This is a genomic window from Streptomyces solitudinis, assembly GCF_036323765.1.
GTDB lineage: Bacteria > Actinomycetota > Actinomycetes > Streptomycetales > Streptomycetaceae > Streptomyces.
In genome coordinates, this window is the sequence record NZ_JAZDCW010000002.1 from 596836 (window position 1) to 620499 (window position 23664).

20 protein-coding genes are annotated in these 23664 nt (G+C 74.1%); 6 read left to right on the forward strand and 14 right to left on the reverse strand.

Annotated features, from left to right (window positions below):
• Nucleotides 1-15: 15 nt before the first annotated feature.
• The 5 genes from V1J52_RS06345 to V1J52_RS06365 form a co-directional block, all read right to left on the reverse strand.
• On the reverse strand, nt 16-342 hold the full coding sequence (locus V1J52_RS06345; RefSeq protein ID WP_330138598.1) for a serine/threonine kinase C-terminal domain-containing protein: 327 nt from the start codon (nt 340-342) through the stop codon (nt 16-18).
• 522 nt (nt 343-864) lie between these two features.
• Nucleotides 865-1770: a S1 family peptidase gene (locus V1J52_RS06350; RefSeq protein WP_330138599.1), complete on the reverse strand. Its 906-nt coding sequence runs from the start codon at nt 1768-1770 to the stop codon at nt 865-867.
• A gap of 147 nt (nt 1771-1917) precedes the next feature.
• The gene (locus V1J52_RS06355; protein WP_330138600.1) at nt 1918-2331 is read right to left on the reverse strand and encodes a RidA family protein; all 414 of its coding nucleotides are present in this window, start codon (nt 2329-2331) and stop codon (nt 1918-1920) included.
• The gene (locus tag V1J52_RS06360) at nt 2328-3140 is read right to left on the reverse strand and encodes an IclR family transcriptional regulator (protein ID WP_330138601.1); all 813 of its coding nucleotides are present in this window, start codon (nt 3138-3140) and stop codon (nt 2328-2330) included. The genes V1J52_RS06355 and V1J52_RS06360 overlap by 4 nt, the downstream gene beginning before the upstream one ends.
• Entirely contained in the window at nt 3137-4198 is a 1062-nt protein-coding gene (locus V1J52_RS06365) for a sugar kinase (RefSeq protein ID WP_443075740.1), read from the reverse strand. Before V1J52_RS06365 ends, V1J52_RS06360 begins: the two co-directional genes overlap by 4 nt.
• Nucleotides 4199-4365: 167 nt before the next feature.
• On the opposite strand from V1J52_RS06365, the gene V1J52_RS06370 reads away from it, so the two are divergent.
• Together V1J52_RS06370 and V1J52_RS06375 are read left to right on the forward strand one after the other, a co-directional pair.
• Nucleotides 4366-5697: an alanine racemase gene (locus V1J52_RS06370; RefSeq protein WP_330138602.1), complete on the forward strand. Its 1332-nt coding sequence runs from the start codon at nt 4366-4368 to the stop codon at nt 5695-5697.
• 37 nt (nt 5698-5734) lie between these two features.
• A complete protein-coding gene (locus tag V1J52_RS06375; RefSeq protein WP_330138603.1) occupies nt 5735-7306 on the forward strand; it encodes an N-acyl-D-amino-acid deacylase family protein in 1572 nt (523 codons plus the stop codon).
• A 148-nt stretch (nt 7307-7454) separates the two neighbouring features.
• On the opposite strand, the gene trhA is transcribed toward V1J52_RS06375, so the two are convergent.
• A complete protein-coding gene (gene trhA / locus V1J52_RS06380) occupies nt 7455-8207 on the reverse strand; it encodes a PAQR family membrane homeostasis protein TrhA (RefSeq protein WP_330138604.1) in 753 nt (250 codons plus the stop codon).
• Between the two features lie 322 nt (nt 8208-8529).
• Here trhA and V1J52_RS06385 point away from each other — a divergent pair, with 322 nt between their 5' ends.
• Nucleotides 8530-10353, forward strand: coding sequence for a phosphoenolpyruvate carboxykinase (GTP) (locus V1J52_RS06385; protein WP_330138605.1), 1824 nt, complete (start codon nt 8530-8532; stop codon nt 10351-10353).
• 82 nt (nt 10354-10435) lie between these two features.
• Here V1J52_RS06385 and V1J52_RS06390 read toward each other — a convergent pair whose 3' ends face one another.
• From V1J52_RS06390 to V1J52_RS06405, 4 genes are all read right to left on the reverse strand, one after another.
• Entirely contained in the window at nt 10436-10849 is a 414-nt protein-coding gene (locus V1J52_RS06390) for an SCO4983 family protein (RefSeq protein ID WP_330138606.1), read from the reverse strand.
• Nucleotides 10850-10985: 136 nt separating this feature from the next.
• Nucleotides 10986-12197: a pyridoxal phosphate-dependent aminotransferase gene (locus V1J52_RS06395; protein ID WP_330138607.1), complete on the reverse strand. Its 1212-nt coding sequence runs from the start codon at nt 12195-12197 to the stop codon at nt 10986-10988.
• Nucleotides 12198-12320: 123 nt separating this feature from the next.
• Entirely contained in the window at nt 12321-14363 is a 2043-nt protein-coding gene (locus V1J52_RS06400) for a thioredoxin domain-containing protein (RefSeq protein WP_330138608.1), read from the reverse strand.
• Between the two features lie 392 nt (nt 14364-14755).
• A complete protein-coding gene (locus V1J52_RS06405) occupies nt 14756-15319 on the reverse strand; it encodes a DUF2087 domain-containing protein (RefSeq protein WP_330138609.1) in 564 nt (187 codons plus the stop codon).
• Between the two features lie 391 nt (nt 15320-15710).
• On the opposite strand from V1J52_RS06405, the gene V1J52_RS06410 reads away from it, so the two are divergent.
• A complete protein-coding gene (locus tag V1J52_RS06410) occupies nt 15711-18992 on the forward strand; it encodes a tetratricopeptide repeat protein (protein WP_330138610.1) in 3282 nt (1093 codons plus the stop codon).
• 55 nt (nt 18993-19047) lie between these two features.
• On the opposite strand, the gene V1J52_RS06415 is transcribed toward V1J52_RS06410, so the two are convergent.
• Entirely contained in the window at nt 19048-19290 is a 243-nt protein-coding gene (locus tag V1J52_RS06415) for a hypothetical protein (RefSeq protein ID WP_330138611.1), read from the reverse strand.
• Nucleotides 19291-19294: 4 nt separating this feature from the next.
• Nucleotides 19295-20167, reverse strand: coding sequence for a mycothiol conjugate amidase Mca (gene mca / locus V1J52_RS06420; RefSeq protein ID WP_330138612.1), 873 nt, complete (start codon nt 20165-20167; stop codon nt 19295-19297).
• A gap of 117 nt (nt 20168-20284) precedes the next feature.
• Here mca and V1J52_RS06425 point away from each other — a divergent pair, with 117 nt between their 5' ends.
• Together V1J52_RS06425 and greA are read left to right on the forward strand one after the other, a co-directional pair.
• Nucleotides 20285-20704, forward strand: coding sequence for a DUF4307 domain-containing protein (locus tag V1J52_RS06425; protein ID WP_330138613.1), 420 nt, complete (start codon nt 20285-20287; stop codon nt 20702-20704).
• 197 nt (nt 20705-20901) lie between these two features.
• Entirely contained in the window at nt 20902-21399 is a 498-nt protein-coding gene (gene greA, locus V1J52_RS06430) for a transcription elongation factor GreA (RefSeq protein ID WP_330138614.1), read from the forward strand.
• A gap of 390 nt (nt 21400-21789) precedes the next feature.
• On the opposite strand, the gene V1J52_RS06435 is transcribed toward greA, so the two are convergent.
• The gene (locus V1J52_RS06435) at nt 21790-22623 is read right to left on the reverse strand and encodes an ABC transporter permease (RefSeq protein ID WP_330138851.1); all 834 of its coding nucleotides are present in this window, start codon (nt 22621-22623) and stop codon (nt 21790-21792) included.
• Nucleotides 22624-22661: 38 nt separating this feature from the next.
• On the reverse strand, nt 22662-23654 hold the full coding sequence (locus V1J52_RS06440) for an ATP-binding cassette domain-containing protein (protein WP_330138615.1): 993 nt from the start codon (nt 23652-23654) through the stop codon (nt 22662-22664).
• Nucleotides 23655-23664: the final 10 nt, after the last annotated feature.

Sequence of the window (23664 nt, forward strand, 5' to 3'; positions counted from 1 at the left end):
GCCGTCGCAGAACGGTCAGTTGACGGTGAAGGAGCGCACGGCGTCGCGGTGGTGCCGGGCGACGAGGGCGGGGTCGTCGAGCGGACCGTGGGTCAGGACGCAGTACCGTGTGCCGTCGGCGGCGGTGAAGCGCTCGTCGTAGACGAGGCGGGAGCCGGAGTCCTCCGTCTCGTAGGCGTATTCGTGCACCACGCTGCCGCCCCGGAGCGGCGGCGCCAGCGCGGTGTCCGTCTCCCGGTAGCCGGGCCTGCGCCCGGCCTCGGCGCGGGCCAGCTCCATGGACTCGGCCGGGCTCGCCTCCTCCAGCGGGAACACCTGGATGAGCAGGCTCTCGTCCGGCACGCCGACGAACGTGCTCGCGCCGTCCGTCCGCTGCCCGAAGTCGCGGGTGCGACGAAGGTGAAGTCGTCCGTCCCGAACCAGGCCGAGCCCGCCGGGTAGTCACCGAGCCCCGGCTCCGGCGCCGTCGCCGGAGCGGATGCGCTGAGGGAGGGCGTCACACCATACGGCGGCTCGTCCGGTCCCGGGGCGGGACCGGACGGGGCGGCGTCGTCGGAGGTCGCGGACGTCGGGGAGGCGGAGGCCACGACGCGGCCCCCGTCCCCGTCGCCGTCCAGGGTGAGCCACAGCGCCGCGGCCGCGCCCGCGGCCACCACCCCGGCGACGGACGCGGCCACCAGGGCGGTGCGCCGGGGGCGGCCGGCCTTCGGGGCGGGCGGCGGGACGCCTTGCGACGGAACCTGCATGGTGCTCCCCGGGTTGGAGACTGGCACCGTACCGGGGCTGGCCCGGCCCCGCGGGGGCGCAGGGCGGGGGCGCCCGGTGTGCACCGGAGCACTTCTTCCGCCCCAGAGCGCGGCGCGTTCAGGCACCCGGCAGCGCGCAGCCCGGCGCCCGCAGGTCGAGGAGGGAACCGGGCCGGAAGCAGCGCGTGAGTCCGTACGTCTGCTGGCCGTAGTTGGTGCCCCGGCGCACGGTGACGGTGCCGTCCGTGCCGACCTCGCAGGGGTTGTGCACCGTGCAGTGCCCGCCGTCGTCGTTGCCGGTGCTGTTGATCCCGACGACGTGCCCGGTGGCCCGGTCCAGGACGGGCGCGCCGGAGGTGCCCGCGACGGTGGCGCACTCGGGGGTGAAGCGGAGTGAGTCGGTCATGGTCCAGCGGCCTTCCCGCAGTGTGGGGACGAAGCCGTCGATGGCGCAGCGGTAGACGCGCTTCCAGTAGCCCGAGGGGACGGTGACGCGGGTTCCGGCGGCGGGACGGCGGTGGTCCAGGGTGAGGGCGGTGACGCCGTGCCGGGCCGCGATCGCGGTGTAGCTGGCGGTCAGCCGGTACACGGCGACGTCGGTACCGGTGATGGTGGCGTAGACCAGCCGGACGGAGCGCAGGGTGGCCAGCTCGGTGCCGTCCCTGTCCAGCAGCGTGAACGCCCGGTTCGCCGGCCGGGCGGTGACGACCTCGCCGGGCTCCAGCGCGCCGCCCTCCAGGCAGTGCCCGTTGGTGAGGACGAGCGCGGGGTCGCCGGGCCGGGAGCGCGGCAGGCGCACCAGCGAACCCGAGCAGTTGCTGAGCGCCACCGTCCCCGTCAGGCCCCGCTGATCGGCGGGGACGGCGGGGCCGGGGGCCGCGTCCGGCGCGGGCAGGGCGACGGGGAGCGGCCGGGCCGCCGCCGCGGGGGCCGGGACCAGGCCCAGCGGCAGCACCGCGCTGAGGAGCAGGGCGGCGGCCCCGGAGCGGAACGTGCCCGGCCGCTTCCGTGCGGAGCGCCTCATGGTTTGCCTCCCGTACCGCGGATCACTGCTCGGTACGGGGAACTGGCGCGCCGCCCGCCGGTTACGCCCCGCCCCCGCGCACTAGGCCGAACCAGTGAACGGGGGGACGGGTGCGCGAGTGGCGGGGAGCCCGGGGCGCGCCGGGGGTCAGCCCAGGACGGCCAGGGCGTCGATCTCCACGAGGAGTCCGGCGGGGAGGCCGACGTAGACCGTCGTGCGGGCCGACGGCGCCTCGGTCAGGTCGGCGAAGTAGGCGTTGTACAGCTCGTTGAACTCGGCGAAGTGGCCGGTATCGGTGAGGTAGACGCGGATCATCACCACGTCCTCCCAGGTCGCGCCGCCTTCCACGAGCACGGCGTGGACGTTGGCGAGGGTCTGGAGGGTCTGCTCGCGCAGGGTCGGCCCGGCGGGCTCGGGCGCCCGGCCCGGCTCGGCCGGCAGGAAGCCGACCTGCCCGGCGACCTGGAGGATGTTGCCCTTCCGCACCCCGTGCGAGAACTTCGCGGGCGGGGTGGTGTGGGAGGCGGGGGTGACGGCCGTCTTGGGCAGCTTCTCGCTCATGTCGTTCCTTGTTCGGAGGGGTGCGGGGGCAGGGGACCGGGCGGGGACGCGGGGTGCGGTGCGGCGAGCGGCTTCCCGGCGTACTCGGCGCTGACGGCGGCGGCGGTGCGGCGCACCAGCGGCAGCAGGTCGAGCAGCTGCTCGCGGGTGACGACGACGTTGGGCGCCGAGAGCGACAGGGCGGCGACGGCGCGTCCGTCGGCGCCGCGCACGGGCGCGGCCACGCAGTTGATGGACTCCTCGTGCCCGCCGAGGTCGGTGGCCCAGCCCTGCTCCCGCACGGTGGCCAGCTCGGCGAGGAACGCGGCCGGGCCCGGGGTGGAGCGGGCGGTGTAGCGCGGGTAGTCCAGGCGTTCGGCCAGTGCCCGGCGTTCCGGCTCGGGCAGGTCGGCCAGCAGCAGCTTGGCGACGGCGGCGACGGTGATCGCCACCGGTTTGCCGATGCGCGAGTACATCCGCACCGGGTAGCGGCTCTCCACCTTGTCGATGTAGGTGACCTCGTCGTCCTCGTGGACGGCGAGGTGGACGGTGTGGCCGCAGACCCGGTTCAGCTCGACGAGGTGGGGGTGGGCGACCTCGCGGACGTCCAGGTTCTCCACGGCCTGCTGGGCGAGGGCGAACAGGCGGGCGCCGAGCCGGTAGCGCTGGTCGGGCTGGCGGTAGACGATGCCGTGCTCGTGCAGGGTGCGCAGCAGGCGCAGCGCGGTGGACTTGTGGACGCCGAGCCGCTGGGCGACCTGTTCCAGGTTGGCGGGGCCCTCCGCGAGCAGGGGCAGGATGCTGAGGGCTCGGTCGACGGTCTGGCTCATGCGGTCGCCTCTTCGGTGGTCCAGCGGGGGCCGAGTCGCAGTGTGCCCCAGGCGTCGGGGGGCAGCGCGACGAGCCGGTCGGCGTGTGCCCTGGCCGGTGGCCGTGCCAGGTCGCCGGGCGCGGCGAGGACGGCCGCGGCCAGCAGGTGGCCGTGGCGCAGCCGGGCCGGGGCGGGCAGCCCGCGCAGGGTGGCGGAGAGGAAGCCCGCGGCGAAGGCGTCCCCGGCGCCGACGGCTGCGACCACGTCCACGGCCGGAGCGGGGGCGTGCACGGCGCCCTGGGGGGTGAAGGCGGTGGCGCCGCGCGCGCCCTGTTTGACGACCAGTACCTCCGGTTCCGGCAGGGCCGCGCGGACGGCTGCCGGGCCGCCGGTCACGCCCCAGGCGTCGGCCGCCTCGTCCTCCCCGGCGAACACCACGTCGCAGGCGCGGGCGAGGGCGAGCAGTGCGGAGCGGTCCTGGCCGCGCCACAGCCCCGGGCGGTAGTTGAGGTCGAAGGAGAGCAGCGGCCTGCCGGCCCGGGGGGCGGTGAGGGCCGTGAGCAGGTCCCGGCAGCCGGGCGAGAGCGCGGGGGTGATGCCGGTGAGGTGCAGGACGCGCCCGGAGTCGGCGGCCGCCAGGTCCACGGTGTCCGGGGACATGGCGGAGGCGGCGGAGCCCGCGCGGTAGTAGGCGACCTCCAGGTCGGTGCCGCGCTCGCCGTGGGTGCGGAAGTAGATGCCGGTGGGCCGGTCCCCGTCCCGGGTGACGTGGGCGGTGTCCACCCCGGCGGCGGCGATGGCGCCGAGCAGGTGGTCGCCGAAGGGGTCGGTGCCGACACGGCTGACCCAGCGGACGGAGTGGCCGCAGCGGGCGAGGGTGCAGGCGACGTTGGACTCGGCTCCCCCGATGCCCCGGTCGAACGCGGCGGCGTCCCGGAGCGCGCCGGGCCGGGACGGGCGGAACGCCACGAGCGACTCCCCCAGGCACACGACGTCCACGGTGCCGGGGCGCGGCGCGGCCTCCCGGCCGGTGCCGGGCGCGGTGCTGCGGCCGGGCGCGGGGCCGGTGCTGGTCACGCCGGTGCTCGTCACGATGGGGTGCTCCTGGGGGTCGGGCAGCCGGGACCTCGTTGACCGTGGCTCCGGCGAGATGCTAGACAGCCCTGAGCGATTGCCGCAACGGGTGTTGCACTGAACGCAACGCAATGGAGCCCAGGAGTGGGACCCCAGGAGACGGAGCCGCCATGCCGCACGACCCGCACACCCCACCGGCACCGGCACCCACAGCCGCAGCCGCAGCCGCGCTGGACGCCCTGCGCCGCGACACCGTCGACCACCGCTTCAAGGGGCTGCCGCCGGACGCCGCCGGGATGAGCGTCGGCGCCCTCGCCGCCGAGCGCCGCGACCTGTTCACCGGCGGTTTCACCACTCCCGTCCTGGCCCTGTCGGCCGAGGCGCTGGAGCACAACCTCACGGCCCTGGAGACCTACACCGCCCGGCACGGGCTGGCGTTCGCCCCGCACGGCAAGACCTCCATGGCCCCGCAGCTGTTCGCCCGGCAGACCGAGCGCGGCGCCTGGGGCATCACGGCGGCGACGGTGGCCCAGGCCCGGGTGTACCGGGCCTTCGGTGTCCGGCGCGTCTTCCTGGCGAACGAACTGGTGGACGCCGCCGCGCTGGCCTGGGTGGCCGGTGAGCTGGCGGCCGACCCGCAGTTCCGCTTCGTCTGCTACGCGGACTCCCGGCGCGGTGTGGAGCTGATGGACGCGGCCCTGCGCGCCGCGCGTGCCACCCGGCCGGTGGACGTCGTGGTGGAGCTGGGCGCCGGGGACGGCGCCCGCACCGGGGCCCGTACGGAGGCCGCGTGCACGGAGGTGGCCGAGGCCGTCGCGGCGGCGGACACCCTGCGGCTGGTCGGCGTCGCCGGGTACGAGGGCGAGGTGCCGCAGGCGTCACCGGAGCGGGTGACGGCCTGGCTGCGGCGGCTGGCCGCGCTCGCGGCCACCCTGGACGCCGCCGGCCACTTCGCCGGGCTGGAGGAGATCGTCCTCAGCGCGGGCGGCAGCGCCTGGTTCGACGCGGTGGCCACCGTCTTCGGCGAGTTCGGCCAGCCGTTGTCGGCGCCGGTGCTGAAGCTGCTGCGCTCGGGCGCGTACGTCTCGCACGACGACGGCCACTACCGCACGCTGACCCCCTTCAACCGGGTGCCGGACGAGGGCGGCCTCCAGGCGGCGTTCACCCTGTGGGCGCGGGTCGTCTCACGGCCCGAGCCGGGCCAGGCGTTCGTCGACGCGGGCAAGCGGGACGCCGCCTACGACCTGCACCTGCCCGAGCCGAAGCTCGTCCGCGACGCGGCCACCGGTGCCGTGCGCCCGGCTGCGGGGCTGACCGTGACCAAGCTGTCGGACCAGCACGCCTGGCTCCAGGTGGCCGAGGACGCCGCGGACGCGCCCGAGGTGGGCGACTGGATCGGCTTCGGCATGTCCCACCCCTGCACCGTCTTCGACAAGTGGCAGCTCATCCCGCTCGTCACGGCCGACGGCACGGTGACCGACTTCGTCCGCACGTTCTTCTGACCGCCATCCGCTTCCGCGCTCCCTTCCGGAGGTTGCCTTGGACACCGTCATCCGCGGTGCCCGTGTGGTGGACGGGACCGGCCGCCCCGCCTACCGGGCCGACGTCGGCCTCAGCGCGGGGCGGATCGCCGCCATCGGACCCCGGCTCAGCGGCCGCCAGACGGTGGACGCCGGCGGCCTGACCCTGGCGCCCGGCTTCATCGACATGCACGCCCACAGCGATCTGGCCCTCCTGCGCGACCCGGACCACTCGGCGAAGCTGGCGCAGGGGGTGACGCTGGAGGTCATCGGGCAGGACGGCCTGTCCTACGCGCCGGTGGACGACCGGACCCTCGCCGCAGTGCGCCAGGCCATCGCCGGGTGGAACGGCGACGGCTCGGACATCGACTTCGGCTGGCGTTCGGTCGGCGGCTACCTGGACCGGCTGGACGAGGGCATCGCCTGCAACGCCGCCTACCTCATCCCCCAGGGGACCGTCCGCATGCTCGCCGTCGGCTGGGAGGACCGCCCGGCCACCGGCGCCGAGCTGGCCCGCATGCGGCAGCTCGTCGCGGAGGGGCTGGAGCAGGGCGCGGTGGGGCTCTCCTCCGGGCTGACGTACACGCCCGGCATGTACGCCTCTAACGACGAGCTGGCGGAACTGTGCCGCGTGGTGGCCCGTCACGACGGCTACTACTGCCCGCACCACCGCTCCTACGGCGCCGGAGCGCTTGAGGCGTACGCGGAGATGATCGAGCTGGCCCGCACCGCCGGCTGCGCCCTGCACCTGGCACACGCCACCTTGAACTTCGGCGTGAACCGCGGCCGGGCCCCCGAGCTGCTGGCGCTCCTGGACGCCGCGCTGGACGCCGGGGCCGACATCAGCCTGGACAGCTATCCGTATCTGCCCGGGTGCACCACGCTGGCCGCGCTGCTGCCGAGCTGGGCCACCGAGGGCGGCCCCGAGGCGGCGCTGACCCGGCTGCGCGACCCCGCCACCCGCGCGCGTATCCGGCACGACCTGGAGGTGACCGGCTCCGACGGCTGCCACGGCGTGCCCGTGGAGTGGGAGACGATCGAGATCTCCGGGGTGGGCGAGCCGCGGCTCGCCCCCTTCGTCGGGCGGCGGCTGACCTCGTTCGACCAGGCGTGGCACCTGCTGACCGAGGACCGGCTGGGCACCACGATCCTCCAGCACGTCGGCCACGAGGAGAACGTGCGGGCCCTCATGCGCCACCGCGCGCACACCGGCGGCAGTGACGGCATCCTGCGCGGTGACAAGCCGCACCCCCGCGCGTACGGCACCTTCCCCCGCTACCTGGGGCACTACGTGCGGGAGCTGGGGGTGCTCTCGCTGGAGGAGTGCGTGGCTCATCTGACCTCCCGGCCTGCGGCCCGGCTCAGGCTTCCCGACCGCGGGCTCGTCCGCGAGGGCTACCGGGCTGATCTCGTCCTCTTCGACCATGAGACGGTTTCCGCGGGCGCCTCGTATGAGCGCCCCCGCACACGGCCCACCGGGATCCCGCACGTGCTCGTCGACGGCCGCTTCGCCGTGCGCGACGGCCGCCGCACGGACGTCCTCGCCGGCCGCTCCGTGCGGCGCGCCCCGGCCCGGACGGGGCACGCGTGAGCGCGCGCGCACCCGGCGCACCTCCCGCACAGCCCACGCGTCCGGCTGCGGCCGGGCGCCTCCGGCCCGGCCAGGCGCGTCCGGCCCGGCCAGGCGCGTCCGGCGCTTCACAGGCACGTCCGGCCCGGCCAGGCGCGTGACGGCCTCGTCAGGCGTGCTGGTAGGCGACCAGCGAGATCCCCACGTAGTGCACCGCGAAGGCGGCGAGCGTGAGGGAGTGGAACACCTCGTGGAAGCCGAACCAGCGCGGTGAGGGGTTGGGGCGCTTGATGCCGTACACGATGCCGCCGACGCTGTAGAGCAGGCCGCCGATCACCACGCACAGGAGGACGGCCAGGCCGCCCGCCCGCAGGAAGTCCGGGAGGAAGAACACCGCGGCCCAGCCCATGGCGATGTAGCACGGGGTGTAGAGCCAGCGCGGTGCCCCGACCCACAGCACCCGGAAGGCGATGCCCGCGGCGGCGGCGGCCCAGACGCCCCACAGCAGCGCGTCGCCGCGCCCGTCGTCGAGGAGCAGGATCGTCAGCGGCGTGTAGGTCCCGGCGATGATCAGGAAGATGTTGGCGTGGTCCAGGCGGCGCAGCACCGCGCCGGCCCGCGGGCTCCAGTCGCCGCGGTGGTACAGGGCGCTGACACCGAACAGCAGGCAGGCCGTCAGCGTGTAGACGGCGCAGGCCAGGCGGCCGCGGGTGGAGTCGGCGAGGGCGGTGAGGAAGACGCCGGACACGAGCACGGCGGGGAACATCCCGGCGTGCAGCCACCCCCGCAGCCGGGGCTTGACCGGGGCGGCCGGGGCGGCCCCGGGAGGCAGCGCGGCCGGTCCCAGGTCGGCGGGCGGTTCGGCCGGTACCGGCTCGGTCAGCGCGGGATCCGGCAGCGCGGGGTCGGGCACGGCAGTCATGAACCTCAGGGTACCTACGGCGCCGTAGGTGAAGGGACGGGGCCGACCCCCGGTCCCCGGGGTGTCCTCGGCACGGCACTGCGGCGTGGCGCCGCTCACCTGAAGTCCCTCTGGACACATAAGAGCGAGACAGTCATGATCAGATGAGCGTGGTCGGTACCGGATGAGCATCGCCGCAGCGTCCGGACCGCAGCCCCCACGGGGCCGAAGTGCACAACACACACCGCCCGCCGGCGGACGACGGCCGGGGCGCGCCCGCGGGGCGCTCCCCCGGAAGCCCCGCCGGCGGTGCGGTCAAAACCCTCACACCACTGGAGCGATTGTGGCGCGCAGTTCTGCGGCTCCCATCCAAGCCCCCACCCAGCACCGCGATCTCGTCACCTGGGTCGACGAGATCGCCTCCCTCACCCAGCCCGACCGCGTCGTCTGGTGCGACGGCTCGGAGTCCGAATACGAGCGCCTGTGCGGGGAGCTCGTGGAGAAGGGCACCTTCACCGCGCTCGACCCGGTCCGGCGCCCCCACTCCTACTACGCCGCCTCCGACCCGGGCGACGTGGCCCGGGTGGAGACGCGCACGTTCATCTGCTCCGAGAAGGAGGAGGACGCCGGGCCCACCAACCACTGGAGGGACCCCGCCGAGATGCGCGAGGTGTTCACCGGGGAGCAGGGCGTCTTCCGCGGCTCCATGCGCGGCCGCACCATGTACGTCGTCCCGTTCTGCATGGGTCCGCTCGGTTCGCCGCTGTCGGCCATCGGCGTGGAGATCACCGACTCCGCGTACGTCGCCGTCTCGATGCGCACCATGACGCGCATGGGGCAGCCCGTCCTGGACGAGCTGGGCACCGACGGGTTCTTCGTCCGGGCCGTGCACACCCTCGGGGCGCCGCTGGCCCCCGGCGAGCAGGACGTGCCGTGGCCGTGCAACGAGACGAAGTACATCTCCCACTTCCCCGAGACGCGGGAGATCTGGTCCTTCGGCTCCGGCTACGGCGGCAACGCGCTGCTGGGCAAGAAGTGCTACGCGCTGCGGATCGCCTCGGTGATGGCACGGGACGAGGGCTGGCTGGCCGAGCACATGCTCGTGCTCAAGCTGACCCCGCCGAAGGGCGAGCCGAAGTACGTCGCCGCGGCCTTCCCCTCCGCCTGCGGCAAGACCAACCTCGCCATGCTGGAGCCGACGATCCCCGGCTGGACGGTCGAGACGATCGGCGACGACATCGCCTGGATGCGTTTCGGCGAGGACGGCCGCCTGTACGCGATCAACCCGGAGGCGGGCTTCTTCGGCGTGGCGCCGGGCACCGGCGAGCACACCAACGCCAACGCCATGAAGACGCTGTGGGGCAACGCCGTCTTCACCAACGTCGCCCTCACCGACGACGGGGACGTGTGGTGGGAGGGCATGACGGAGGAGCCGCCGGCCCACCTGACGGACTGGAAGGGCAACGACTGGACGCCGGAGCTGGGCGTTCCGGCCGCGCACCCCAACGCGCGCTTCACCGTGCCCGCCGCGCAGTGCCCGACGATCGCCCCGGAGTGGGAGAACCCGCAGGGCGTGCCCATCTCGGCGATCCTGTTCGGTGGCCGGCGGGCCTCGGCCGTGCCGCTGGTGACGGAGTCCCGCGACTGGCAGCACGGCGTCTTCCTCGGCGCCAACGTCGCCTCCGAGAAGACGGCCGCGGCCGAGGGCAAGGTGGGTGAGCTGCGCCGCGACCCGTTCGCCATGCTGCCGTTCTGCGGCTACAACATGGGCGACTACATGGCCCACTGGATCAAGGTGGGCAAGGAGGCGGACCCGGCGAAGCTGCCGAGGATCTACTACGTGAACTGGTTCCGCAAGGACGACACCGGCCGGTTCGTCTGGCCGGGGTTCGGCGAGAACAGCCGCGTGCTCAAGTGGATCGTCGGCCGCCTCGACGGCGAGGCCGAGGGAGTGGAGACGCCGATCGGCACCGTCCCGGCCAGGGGCGCCCTCGACACCGAGGGCCTCGGCCTGTCCGAGGCGGAGCTGGACTTCCTCCTCACCGTGGACGAGGACGCCTGGCGCGAGGAGGCGGCGCTCGTGCCCGAGCACCTGAACACCTTCGGCGACCACACGCCGAAGGAGCTGTGGGACGAGTACCGCGCGCTGGTGGAACGCCTGGGCTGACGCGCCCGCCGCGCCTCCCCGAAGCGGGCCGCGGGCACACGGCACCGGCCGTGTGCCCGCGGTCCGCGGCCCGGGAGGAGCGTTACAGGCCGAGTGCCTGGGCGTGCGCCTCCATGCGGGCGGCGGCCAGGGCCTCGCCGGGCACGTCCTCCCGGGCGGTGGCGACGACGAGCGCGTTGCCGGCCAGGGTGTGGGCGCGGCGGTGCAGGGCCTCGACGCGGCCGGGAGGGGTGTCACGGACGGTGGGCTCGGCCCGCTGCGGGGCGGTGCCGCCGCGCAGCCGCGCGACCTGGGTGGCCAGCCGGTGAGCGGCGGCGTCCAGCTCCGGGCCGGGCACGAGGACGCGCAGCTCGTCGGTGACCGTCAGCAGCGCGGTGAGGTGTCCGGCGAGGCGGATGTCCAGTTCCTCCTCGCGCGAGCGGCGCGGGTGGCCCGTGACACCGGAGTCCGCCTCGGCCATGGTGTGCACCGACTTCGTACGGATGGGCTCGTACATGGGTGGCCTCCTGACGTGTTGCAGGAAACCATCCTAGCTTGGACTCTGTCTAAAGTTGTAGCCAATGCAGAAAAGCCCGCGGTGAGGAACCGCACGTGTCCCCGGGCCCGCCCGCCCGGGGACGGACGCCCGCCGGTCAGGGCTGGCTGTAGCCGTCCAGGAACGTTCCGATCCGCGTCACCGCGTCGGTGAGCTGCTCGGCCGGGGGCAGGGTGACCAGCCGGAAGTGGTCGGGCTCGGGCCAGTTGAAGCCCGTGCCGTGCACGATCATGATCTTCTCGGCCCGCAGCAGGTCCAGCACCATCTGCCGGTCGTCCTTGATCTTGTAGACGCTCGGGTCCAGACGCGGGAAGGCGTACAGGGCGCCCTTCGGCTTGACGCACGTCACCCCGGGGATCTGCGTCAGCAGGTCGTAGGCGGCGTCCCGCTGCTCGTGCAGCCGTCCGCCCGGCAGCACCAGGTCGTTGATCGACTGCCGGCCGCCGAGCGCGGTCGCCACCGCGTACTGGGCGGGCATGTTCGCGCACAGCCGCATGTTCGCCAGGATCGTCAGGCCCTCGATGTAGCTGGCGGCGTGCGCCTTGGGACCGCACACCGCGAGCCAGCCGCTGCGGTAGCCGGCCACCCGGTACGCCTTGGAGAGGCCGTTGAAGGTCAGCGTCAGCAGGTCGGGGGCGATGGCCGCGGTGGAGTGGTGCACGGCGCCGTCGTAGAGGATCTTGTCGTAGATCTCGTCGGAGCAGACGATCAGCCGGTGCCTGCGGGCGATGTCCGTCAGGCCGCGCAGCATCTCCTCGCTGTAGACGGCGCCCGTCGGGTTGTTCGGGTTGATGATGACCAGCGCCCGGGTGCGGTCGGTGATCTTCCGCTCGATGTCGGCGAGGTCGGGCATCCAGTCGGCCTGCTCGTCGCAGCGGTAGTGCACGGCCGTACCGCCCGACAGGGAGACGGCCGCCGTCCACAGCGGGTAGTCCGGGGCCGGGACCAGCACCTCGTCGCCGTCGTCCAGCAGCGCCTGCATCGCCATCTGGATCAGCTCGGAGACGCCGTTGCCCAGGTAGACGTCCTCCACGGACAGGTGGATGCCGCGCGTCTGGTAGTGCTGCATCACCGCGCGGCGCGCGGCCGGGAGGCCCTTCGCGTCGCCGTAGCCGTGCGCGCCGCCGACGTTGCGGAGCATGTCCTCCAGGATCTCCGGCGGGCACTCGAAGCCGAACGCCGCCGGGTTGCCCGTGTTGAGCTTGAGGATGCGGTGGCCCGCCGCCTCAAGCCGCATAGCCTCCTCGAGAACCGGGCCCCGGATCTCGTAGCAGACGTTGGCGAGCTTCGTGGACTGGATCACCTGCATGTTCGTCACCCTACGGCGAGCGCCGCACCCGCGCGTTATGTTTTTCACCACCCCGGGGGACGCCGCCCCCGCACCGGGCCCCCGCACCCCGGGCGGCTCCCCGCCCGGACGCCGCCCGGTGTGTCAGGCCCGCAACCGCTCGGCGAGCCCGTCGGCGTCGGCCGTCGGGGCGTCGCAGGTGAAGTGACGGCAGACGTAGGCGGCCGGACGTCCGTCCAGCAGCCCGCGGTCCGCGAGCAGGGCGGGCCACCGCTGTCCGGGGGTGCCGACGGCCACCGCGGCTCCGGGTGCGGTGCCCAGCAGCGCCGTGCGGTGCAGCCCGGCGGTGTCCGGGTCCCCGTCCGGGCCGACGACGGCCACCTCGCGGGGACCGTCGAGCGCGGCCTCCGCCACGGCCAGGCCCCAGCCGATGTACCGGGGCGCCCGCGCGCCCAGCGCCCCCACCACGCCGAGCGCCCGTTCGGCGGCCTCCCGGTACCGGGCGCCGCCGGTGTAGGCGGCGTACGTCAGCAGGGCGCCCGCCGCCGCCGTCCAGCCCGAGGGGGTCGCGCCGTCCGTGGGGTCCTGGGGACGCCTGAACAGGCGCTCGGCGTCGTCGGCCGTGTCGAAGAGGGTGCCGTCCACGCCGGTGAAGCGGGCCAGCACGGTGTCCAGCAGCAGGCCGGCCAGCTCCAGCCAGGCGGTCTCGCCGGTGACGGCGTAGAGGGCGAGGAAGCCCTCCGCGCTGCTGGCGTAGTCCTCCAGCACGCCCGCGCTCGGCCCGGCAATCCCGTCCCGGGACGTGCGGGCGATCCGCAGCTCCCCGCCGCGCTGTTCGGTGTGGACGGCCAGCAGCAGGTCACCGGCAGCGGCGGCGGCGTCCACCAGGTCGGGGCGGTCGAAGTAGGCGCCCGTCTCGGCGAGCGCGGCGACGGCCAGCCCGTTCCACGCGGCGACGACCTTGTCGTCCCGGGCGGGCCGGGGCCGCTGTTCCCGGGCGGCCAGCAGCCGTTCCCGGACGGAGGCGAGGCGGGCGGCGTCCAGGGGCCCGGTCTCGTCCGGGAGCTGGAGCACCGAGGCGCCCTCCTCGAAGGTGCCGTCCTCGGTGACCCCGAAGTACGCGGCGGCCAGTTCCGCGTCCGCCTCGCCCAGCACCTCGCGCAGCTGCGCGGGCGTCCACACGTAGAAGGCGCCCTCCCGGTGGCGGCCGCTCCCGTCGTCGCTGTCGGCGTCCAGGGCGGAGGCGAAACCACCCTGCGGGGTGCGCATCTCGCGGACCAGGAAGTCGGCCGTCTCCAGGGCCACCCGCCGGGCGGACTCCGAACCGGTGGTGCGCCACAGGTGGGCGTAGACGCGGCACAGCAGGGCGTTGTCCGACAGCATCTTCTCGAAGTGCGGAACCACCCATTCCGCGTCGACGGCGTAGCGGGCGAAGCCGCCGCCGAGCTGGTCGTACAGGCCGCCGCGGGCCATGGCCTCGCACGTGGCGGCCGCCATCTCCAGCGCTCCCCCGGCCCCCGCGCGGGCGTGGTGCCGCAGCAGGAACTCCAGCACCATCGCGGGCGGGAACTTCGGCGCCCCGCCGAAACCGCCGTGCGCGGCGTCGAACTCCCGGGTCAGGCCCAGCAGCGCGTCGGCGAGCCCCGCGGCGTCGGGCGGCGCGGGCACCTCGTCCTCCGCGTACCCGACCGCCCGGCCGGAGAGCTGGCGCGCGACCCGGCCCGCGACCTCGTCCACCTCCGTGCGCCGCTCGGCCCACGCGTCGCGTACCCCCTCCAGCACCTGCCGGAAGGAGGGCATGCCCGAGCGCGGGGCGGGCGGGAAGTAGGTGCCGAAGTAGAACGGCTCACCGTCGGGGGTCAGGAAGACGGTCATGGGCCAGCCGCCGTGCCCGGTCGCCGCCTGCACGGCCTCCATGTAGACGGCGTCGACGTCCGGCCGCTCCTCGCGGTCCACCTTCACGCTGACGAAGTGCGCGTTGAGGAAGGCCGCCGTCTCCTCGTCCTCGAACGACTCGTGCGCCATCACGTGGCACCAGTGGCACGCCGAGTAGCCGACCGACAGCAGGACGGGTACGTCACGCCGCCGCGCTTCCTCGAAGGCCTCCGGCGTCCAGGGCCACCAGTCGACCGGGTTGTCAGCGTGCTGAAGCAGATAAGGCGAGGTCACACCAGCCAGCCGGTTCATACGCTTCAGCCTCTCACAATGCCCGTCCGGTACGCCGGTACGCCGGTCGCCTGGCACGGCTGGTAAGGACGGGCGGGCTCAGTCCTCGGCCGCGGGGCCCGTCGGGAGGTCGCGCCTGCACGGCGCAGGGGGGAGAAGTACCCGAACAGCGCGGCGCTCCAGGTGCCCAGGACGCGGATCCACAGGGCCGGCCGCACCCCCAGCTGGCTGCCCAGGACGCCGCCGGTCAGCGCACCGATCGGGATCGCTCCGTAGGCGATCCACATCACCGACGACATCCGGGACGCATGACGCACGCCTCCGCCGCGGGTTCGCTGCTGGAGGCGTTGCCCTCGACCAGTCGGTGCCGCTCCACCAGGCGGGTCAGGATGGCGCGGTGGCAGACCGGTTGACTACCGCGCGGGCTCCTCGTCCAGGTCCTCGCGCAGCCAGTACTCGCCGGCGGCCCGGGCCAGCACGTTCAGCTCGATCAGGTACCGGCGCAGCGCCACGTGGTCGGTGCCCGAGCCGTCCGCCCAGATCCGCAGGGCGTCGTTCACCGCCGGCTCGTCGTAGCGGCGCCCGGGCTCGAAGGTCTCCACCGCCAGGTGGCGCAGCACCTCCCGGCGGCGGCCGGCCTGCCCCGGCAGGCGCAGCAGCCTGCCGTCCTTGACGAACCTGTTCAGCAGCGCGTCCAGCCGCGCGTCCCCGGTGTCGTGCCCGTCCGCGCCGTCCCGCCGCGGCGCGCCGCGCCGCACCAGCTCCTTGAGGTGGGCGAACGAGGGCAGCAGCCGGCCGTCGGACTCCTCGATGAGGTCCCCGCCGCACAGCCGCTGGACGGCCATGGCGGTCTCCTGCGGCCCGGTGCCCGCGGCGGCCGCCGCTTCCGGCATCGTGCCCGCGCCGAGCACCACCGCGGAGAACACCCGCAGCCGCACCGGGTCTGCCAGCAGGCCGACCACTGCCTGTGCCGTCATGAGTCCGTCCCTCGTTTCGTCGCCGGGTCTGTCCGTGATCGTGCGCCTTCCCGAAGCAGGCTCCCCGGCAGATGATCAGCGAAACGGAAAGTGCCTCCGGCCAGCGAGCGCCGATTGCTGGGCTCCCCGTTCTCGCCGAGGCCGCAGGCGCTTTCCAGGGGAGGCGGCCCGTCGGGCCCTGCCCGCGTGTCCGCGCTCAGGCCGAGGTCCGCCCGCCCGCTTCTGCGCGGAGCAGTCCGGCGTCACCGGCGCGTTCAGCCGTGCCGTGCGCCGTCGCTGCGCCGCGCGTACGCCGTCGCGTGGCGCGGCCGTGACGGGGTCGCGGCCGTCGCGGGGTTGGGGGGCGGGCAGAAGCGGGAAACTAACCGCCGGGACCTACGGAGAGGTGCGTATGGCGGGGGCAGTGGCGGAACTGACACAGAATCACCGCGCGGAGGCGGAACGGGTGCTCGTCCGCGCCGTCGAGGAGGAGGTGCGCCGCTCCGGCGGGCGGACGGACGGTGGTGTGCTGCTCGCGCGGGGGCGGGCGGCGCTGGACGAGATCGCCGCGCGCGCCGCCGGGGAGTACGCCGCCTACACCGGCGCCCTGGAGGCCGCGGGCCCCGGGCGGCTGGCGGAGCGGTTCACCGCGCGGGCGCTGGGCCCGGTGGCGGGCGCGGTGCTGGTCGCCGCGGTGGCGGTCATGCTGTGGGACCGCGAGTACGGCTCGGGGCAGGCCCTCGGCGCCGCCCTGGTCGTCCTGGCGGCCGGGGTCGCCGGGGCGCTCGGGCAGATCGTCGCGGCGCACCTGTGGGCGGCCCAGTCCGGGGCGGGCGCACGCCAGCAGCCGGGCGGCGTCGAGCAGTTGCGGCTCGCGTGGCTGACGGCCCTGGAGGTGCGCGGCATCCGCCCCTACCTGGAGCAGCAGCGCGCCACCGTGCCCCGGGCCCGTGGCGGCTCCGGGGCACGGAGCGAGGGGCGGGTCCGGCTGCGCGGCGGCGACCGCAGCGCGGCGGCCCGGCAGCGGAACGTGCTGGCCCACTCCTTCGACCAGCTCCCCGCCGCCCCCGAGCCGTTCGCCGGGCGCCGGGCCGAGCTGGCCCGGATCGGGCAGTGGGTCCACCAGGCGCGGGCCAGCACCGAGACGCGGCCCACCGTGGTCGTGCTGCACGGGCCGCCCGGCTCCGGGCGCACCGCGCTGGCCGTCCGCGCGGCGCACGAGCTGCGCGACCAGTTCCGCGCCGCCTGCGTCGTGGACCTGCGCGGCGACACGGCCGACGGCACGCCGCTGGGCACCAGGGACGCGCTGCTGCACCTGCTGAACCGGCTCGGCGCGCCCCGCGAGCAGCTCCTCTTCCGCGGCCCCTCCGGCCGGGAGCAGGCGGCCACGGAGCAGCAGCTCAGACGGCTCACCGAGCTGTACCAGCGGCACCTGGACGGCCTGCCGGTGACGGTCGTGCTGGACGACGCCACGGACGCCGCGCAGGTGGCGTCGCTGGTGCCCGAACGCTCGGACAGCCTCGTCCTGGTCACCGCTGCCGAAGCGCTGCGGCTGCCGCCGGAGCTGACCGCCTGGGTGCACCACCTCCAGCTGGACGGCCTGGCGGCGGGCGGCGCGGAGGAACTGCTGCGCGCGGTGGCCGGGTCCGGCGCCGCGGAGGCGGCGTACGACGCCGCCGGGTACGACGAGCTGGCGGCCCGGTGCGGACGGCTGCCCTTCCCCCTGCGCCTGGCGGGCTCGGCGCTGGCCGACCCCGGACGCGGCGCGGGCGCGGTCGCGCGGCAGCTCGCCGCCCTGGACCCGTCCGGCACGCTGGACCCGGTGCAGCGCGCGCTGGCGCTGCGCTACGCCGACCAGTCGGACCAGGGCCGCACGCTGCTGCGGCGGCTCGCCCTCGCCGGACGGGCCAGCCTCGGGGCCGGGGCCGGGGCGGCGCTGCTGGGCACCGACGAGCGCGGCGCCGGGCGGGAACTGGCCGCGCTGGCCGAAGCCGGGCTCCTCGCGCACGTGCGCGGCTCCCGGTACCGGCTGCACGGCCTCGTGCGGCACTTCGCGCTGGCCCGGCTGCTGGACGAGGAGGACGCGGGCGAACGGGCCGCCGCGCAGGAGCGGCTGATCCGCTCGTACGCGGAGCTGGCCGACACCGTCATCCGCATGGTGGACGGCAAGACGTCCACCCGCGCCGCCGGGCACTTCGGCGGCCACGGCTTCCCCTCCCTGGAGGCGGCGCTGCGCTGGCTGGACGAGGAGTCGAGCTTCATCACGGCGGCGCTGCGGCACACCGACCCGGGCGTGGACCAGTCGGCGCTGCTGCACCTGCTGGGCGCCCTGTGCGACTACTGCCTGCTGCGCGGCGACCTCTACCGGCTCGGCGAGCTGAACGAGATGGCCGAGACGGTGGACCAGGGGCTGCTCACCCGCTCCGTGCAGTGGCGCACCGGCGTGGCCGCCCGCCAGCTCGGCGAGCTGGACCGCTCGCACACGACGCTGTCCTCGGTGGTCAGCCTCTACCTGGAGGCCGAGCACCCGGTCGGGGCGGCCAGGACGCTGCGCGAGCTGGGCATCACGCTGCACCACCAGGGGCAGCTCCCGGAGGCCGCCGCGAAGCTGCGCGAGGCGCTGGAGCTCCAGATTGGCGAGGAGCTGCTCGGGGACCGGGCGTGGACGCTCCACGCCCTCGCCGCCGTCGAACGCGACCGGGGCCGCGTCGGCGAGGCGCTGGCCCTGCTGCACGAGTCCCTGGCCGGGCACCGCGAGAGCGAGAGCGTCCACGGCCAGGCATGGGCGCACTTCCAGCTCGGCCAGACGCTGCTGCGCGCCGGTGACGTCCCGGCCGCGGAGGCCGAGCTGCACCACGCGCTGGAGGAGTACCGGCGCACCCAGGACGGGCGCGGCGAGGCGTGGGCGCTCACCGAGCTGGCCCGGGCCCGGCTCGCCTCCGGGGAGGCGCACGAGGCCGTCGAGGACCTGCACGGCGCGCTGGTGCGGCACCGCGAGGGCGAGGACCCGCGCGGCGCCGCGTGGACGCAGTACTACCTGGGGCTCGCGCTGGAGGAGACGGGCGGCAGGGCCGCGGCTGTGCAGGAGCTGGAACGGGCCAGGGCGGGCTTCTCGCGCATGCGGGACGGCTACGGGCTGGCCTGCGCCCGGCACCACCTGGGCCGGGTCAACCGCGATCAGCGCGCCGCGGACTCCGGCTCGCTGCGCAACAGCGGGTTCGCCCGCCAGCTCCTCCAGGACGCCCGCAGCGACTTCCAGCGGATCGGCGTCGTCCACGGCGAGGCGTGGTCGGCCCTGGAGCTGGTCATCATCGAGGCGGGCAACGGCAGGGCCACCCAGGCCCTCGCCCTGGCCGACGAGGCACTGGCCCTGTTCGCGGCCGGCTACGGCGACCCGGACGCGCCGGGCCCCGACCGGCGCGGCGGCGACTGGGCCCGGTTCCTGCGCTGCACCCTGCTGCCGCTGGCCTCACCCGGCGGCTCGGTGGTGGGCGCGGCCGTCGCCCAGGAGGAGCTGGCCCAGCTGCTGCGCGAGGGCCACCCCGACCGGGACCCGCTGCTGGCCGACAGCGCGGAGGCGTACGCCCTCATGCTGGAGCGGGGCGTGGAACCGGAGGCGGGGTGGCGGATCTGGCAGTCGGGCATGGTGCCGAACCGCCAGTCCCGCGACGTGATGGGCGTGGGCGTCCGCTGACGGCCGTGCCCCGTTCCGCCCCGGCTCGGGGCGGAACGGGCGGACGGGAGGTGCCTCAGCCGTCCCGGGAGGCGGTGCGGGCCGCGTCGGGGCGCGCGGCGGGGGCGTCCTGGTCGAAGTCGACCTTCTGCATCCGCCGGTTGAGGGACTTCATCAGGAACCAGATCACCAGCCCCATCGCGGCGAACACCAGGAATCCGAGGACTCCGGGCGTCACCTTGTTCTCGTCGAACTCCTCCGCGAGCCGGAGCAGCCCGGCGGAGTGGGGGGAGGCCAGCACGGCGTGGGTAGGGCTCATGGCGTCAATTGTCGCGGATGCCCGCGAAGAGGTCGTCCTCGGGGAGGGAGGTGTCCACCAGAGACTTCGCCAGCTCGTACTCCTCCGTCGGCCAGACCTCCCGCTGGAGCTCCATCGGGACGCGGAACCAGCCGCCCTCCGGGTCGATCTGCGTGGCGTGCGCGATCAGCGCCTTGTCGCGCAGTTCGAAGAACTCGCCGCAGGGGACGAACGTCGTGAGGGTGCGCTCGGCCCGCTGGAACTCGTCCCACCGCTTCAGCCACTCGCCGTACGGGGACTCCAGCCCGCGCTCCTCCATGGCGTTGTGCAGCGCCTCGGTGCGCGGCCGGTTGAAGCCCTGGTTGTAGTAGCACTTCAGCGGCTGCCAGGCCGGGCCGGCCTCGGGGTAGGCGTCCGGGTCCCCGGCGGCGTCGAAGGCCACCATGGTGATCTTGTGGGTCATGATGTGGTCGGGGTGCGGGTAGCCGCCGTTCTCGTCGTAGGTGGTGACGACGTGCGGGCGGAACTCGCGGATGAGTTTCACCAGCGCCCCCGCCGCCTCCGCGACGTCCTGGAGGGCGAAGCAGCCCTCGGGCAGCGGCGGCAGCGGGTCCCCTTCGGGCAGGCCGGAGTCGACGAAGCCGAGCCACGCCTGCTTGACGCCCAGGATCTCGCGGGCCTCGTCCATCTCCTTGCGGCGCACCTCGTGGATGTTCGCCTCGATGTAGGCGTCACCCTGGAGCTTGGGATTGAGGATGGAGCCGCGCTCACCGCCCGTGCACGTCGCGACCAGCACGTCCACCCCCTCGGACACGTACTTCGCCATGGTCGCCGCGCCCTTGCTCGACTCGTCGTCGGGGTGGGCGTGCACGGCCATGAGTCGGAGCTGCTCAGTCAAGGCTCGATCCTCGTTACTGGTGACGGAACACGGCTTCTATAGTGACTCAAGCAGCACCCGGATCTATTCCCCGTCCCGCCCCGCATCGCAGCGGTACGGACACGACTGGACGCGACCATGGCTGACCAGCAGCAACGTCCCCCGGCAGGCCGTTACGGCCGGTCCGGGCGGGACGACGACGCCCGCACCGACCGGCAGCTGAAGATCGTCGGCGCGGTGCTCGGCACGGGTTTCCTGGCGCTGCTGGGCTGGTTCGGGTACTCCTACGTCACCGAGGCCGGCGCGGTGAGCGCCGAGGTGATCAAGTCGGAGACGGTCTCGGACAGCGAGGTGCGGGCGCACCTGGAGGTCCGCAAGGACGCCGGTCTCACGGGCGTGTGCTCGGTGCGCGCGCTGGCCGTCGACAAGGCCGAGGTCGGCCGGGCCGACTACACCTTCGCCGGGGGCGAGCGCCGCGTGGACCGCGTCGTGACGCTGCGGACGACGGACCGCGCCTACGCCACCGAACTCGTCGGCTGCCGCCCGTTGCGGGACTGACGGGACCGCCCCCGCCGCCCGCGGCCCGCAGGCCCCGGGGGCGGCGGGGCGGTCCTGTGCCGCGCCCGGCACGCGCACGTCACGCCATCTTCCGTTTTTCCCGGAAATTGTTATGGTCGATGTTTCGCCCGTCCAGTCAGGCACCATCGTCTGGACAGGGCGTTTGCTTATATCCCCAGTACCCGCAAGGAGCACCTGTGACCCAGACCAGCGACAACGTCACCTGGCTCACTCAGGAGGCGTACGACCAGCTCAAGGCGGAGCTGGAGTATCTGTCGGGTCCCGCACGCACCGAGATCGCCAAGAAGATCGAGGCGGCTCGCGAAGAGGGTGACCTGCGCGAGAACGGCGGCTACCACGCGGCCAAGGAGGAGCAGGGCAAGCAGGAGCTGCGCATCCGCCAGCTCACCCAGCTCCTGGAGAACGCCCAGGTCGGCGCGGCCCCCGCGGACACCGGTGTCGTGGCCCCCGGCATGGTCGTCACCATCGCCTTCGACGGAGACCCGGACGACACGCTGACCTTCCTCCTCGCCTCCCGCGAGTACGCCAGCACGGACGTGGAGACGTACTCCCCGCAGTCCCCGCTCGGCGGCGGCGTGAACGGCCGGAAGGTGGGCGACGACGCCGAGTACGAGCTGCCCAACGGCAAGAAGGCGACGGTCAGGATCCTGGAGGCGAAGCCCTACCAGGGCTGACGCCCGCCGACCGGCCGCCCGCCGACCGGCGCCCCGCGCCGCACGCACGCCGAAGCCCCCGGCCTGGCTCGTGACCGAGCCGCCGGGGGCTTCGCCGTCCGCTGAGCGGGCACATCGGTTCGCTGCCCGACTCGACGGCAGCGAAATCCCCCGCCGGTGCAGCAAGCGACAACAAGCCGGTCAGCGGGCCTGAACCAGACGGGTCCGGCTATCAGGGCGCCCGTGAGCCTGCACGTTTCCATCCTGCGTTCTCGGATGGCCTGCAGCATGAGGGTGGGCGGGTGGCCTGAAGGGCCAGCGGGAGGGAGAATCCTTCGCTTGCCCGGTGCGAGAGCAGTCCGCCGCCCTCGACGGCAGAAGGCGGCGGACTCGTTCCAGCGAGGCCGTGGACTAACCGGCTGCCTGGCGGTACTTGCGGACCGCGAGGGTGCGGAAGATGGCGATGATCACGACCGACCAGATCAGCGAGGCCCACACCGGGTGCTCCATCGGCCAGGCGTCCGAGGCCCGCACTCCTGGGCTGCCGAAGAGTTCACGACACGCCTGCACAGTGGCGCTGAACGGGTTCCAGTCGGCAACGTGTCGCAACCAGGGGGTCATCTGGCTGGGGTCCACGAAGGCGTTCGACACGAACGTCACCGGGAACAGCCAGATCAGGCCGCCCGAGGTCGCCGCCTCGGGAGTGCGGACGGTCAGACCGATCAGCGCGCCGATCCAGGTGAAGGCGTAGCCGAGCAAGAGCAGCAGGGCGAAGCCGCCGAGGACGTTGCCCAGGTTGGTGGGCTCCGCATAGCCGGTACGCCAGCCCACGAACAGGGCGACTATCGCGAGGACGAGCAGGGTCAGGGCCGTTTGTACCAGGTCGGCCAGCGTGCGCCCGGTCAGTACCGCGCCGCGTGACATGGGAAGGGAGCGGAACCGGTCGACGAGTCCCTTGTGCATGTCCTCGGCGATGCCCGCGCCGGCGCCCGCGGTGGCGAAGGTGACCGTCTGGGCGAAGATGCCGGCCATCAGGAAGTTGCGGTAGTCCTCGGCGTTGGTGGAGCCTCCGATCGCCATGGAGCCGCCGAACACGTAGCTGAACAGCACCACGAACATGATGGGCTGGAACAGCCCGAAGATGACGACCTCGGGAATGCGCATCATCCGGATGAGATTGCGCTTGGCGATGATCAGCGAGTCCTTGAGGGACTGGCCGATCCCGCCGCGGCCCCGGGGGGCCACCGCCTGCCGCTTCGTGTCCGCGGCACCCGCCGTGGCGCTCACTTGCCGACCTCCGTGTCCGTGTCGCTTCCTTCGTCCGCCCGCTGCTCGGCGGCGTGGCCGGTGAGCGAGATGAAGACGTCGTCCAGGGTGGGGCGGCGCAGCCCGATGTCGTCGATCTCGATGCCTTCCGCGTCGAGGTCGCGGATGACCTCGGCGAGCAGCTTGGCGCCGCCGCTGACCGGCACGGTCAGCCTGCGGGTGTGCTCCTCGACGGCCACCTCGCCGCCGCCCAGGGCGCGTCCGGCGAGTATCCGGCGCGCTTCTCCGATGCGGTCGCGCCCGTGCACGACGACCTCGATGCGTTCGCCGCCCGTCTGGGCCTTCAGTTCGTCGGAGGTACCGCGGGCGATGACCTTGCCGTGGTCGACGACGGCGATGTCGTCGGCGAGGCGGTCGGCCTCCTCCAGGTACTGGGTGGTCAGCAGCAGCGTGGTGCCGCCGGCGACCAGCTCCTGGATGACGTCCCACAGCTGCTGCCGGTTGCGCGGGTCGAGCCCGGTGGTGGGCTCGTCCATGAACATCACCGGCGGGCTGACGACCAGGGCGGCGGCCAGGTCGAGGCGCCGCCGCATGCCGCCGGAGTACGTCTTGGCGGTGCGGTCGGCGGCGTCGGCGAGGTTGAACCGCTCCAGCAGCTCGACGGCACGCTTCTTCGCGTCCTTCGCGGACATCTGGTAGAGCTGGCCGACCATCTGGAGGTTCTCACGGCCGGTGAGGTACTCGTCGACGGCGGCGAACTGGCCGGAGAGGCCGATGGACCGGCGGACGTCGGTGGGCTGCTTCAGCACGTCGAGCCCGGCGACGACCGCCCGGCCGCTGTCCGGCCGGAGCAGGGTCGTGAGCACGCGGACGGTCGTCGTCTTGCCGGCGCCGTTCGGGCCGAGCAGACCGAGAACCGTGCCTTCGGGGACATCGAGGTCGACGCCGTCCAGAGCCCTGACCTCGCCGAACGTCTTCACCAGACCTTCGGCGTAAATGGCGCCTGGCATGTCGTGGTTT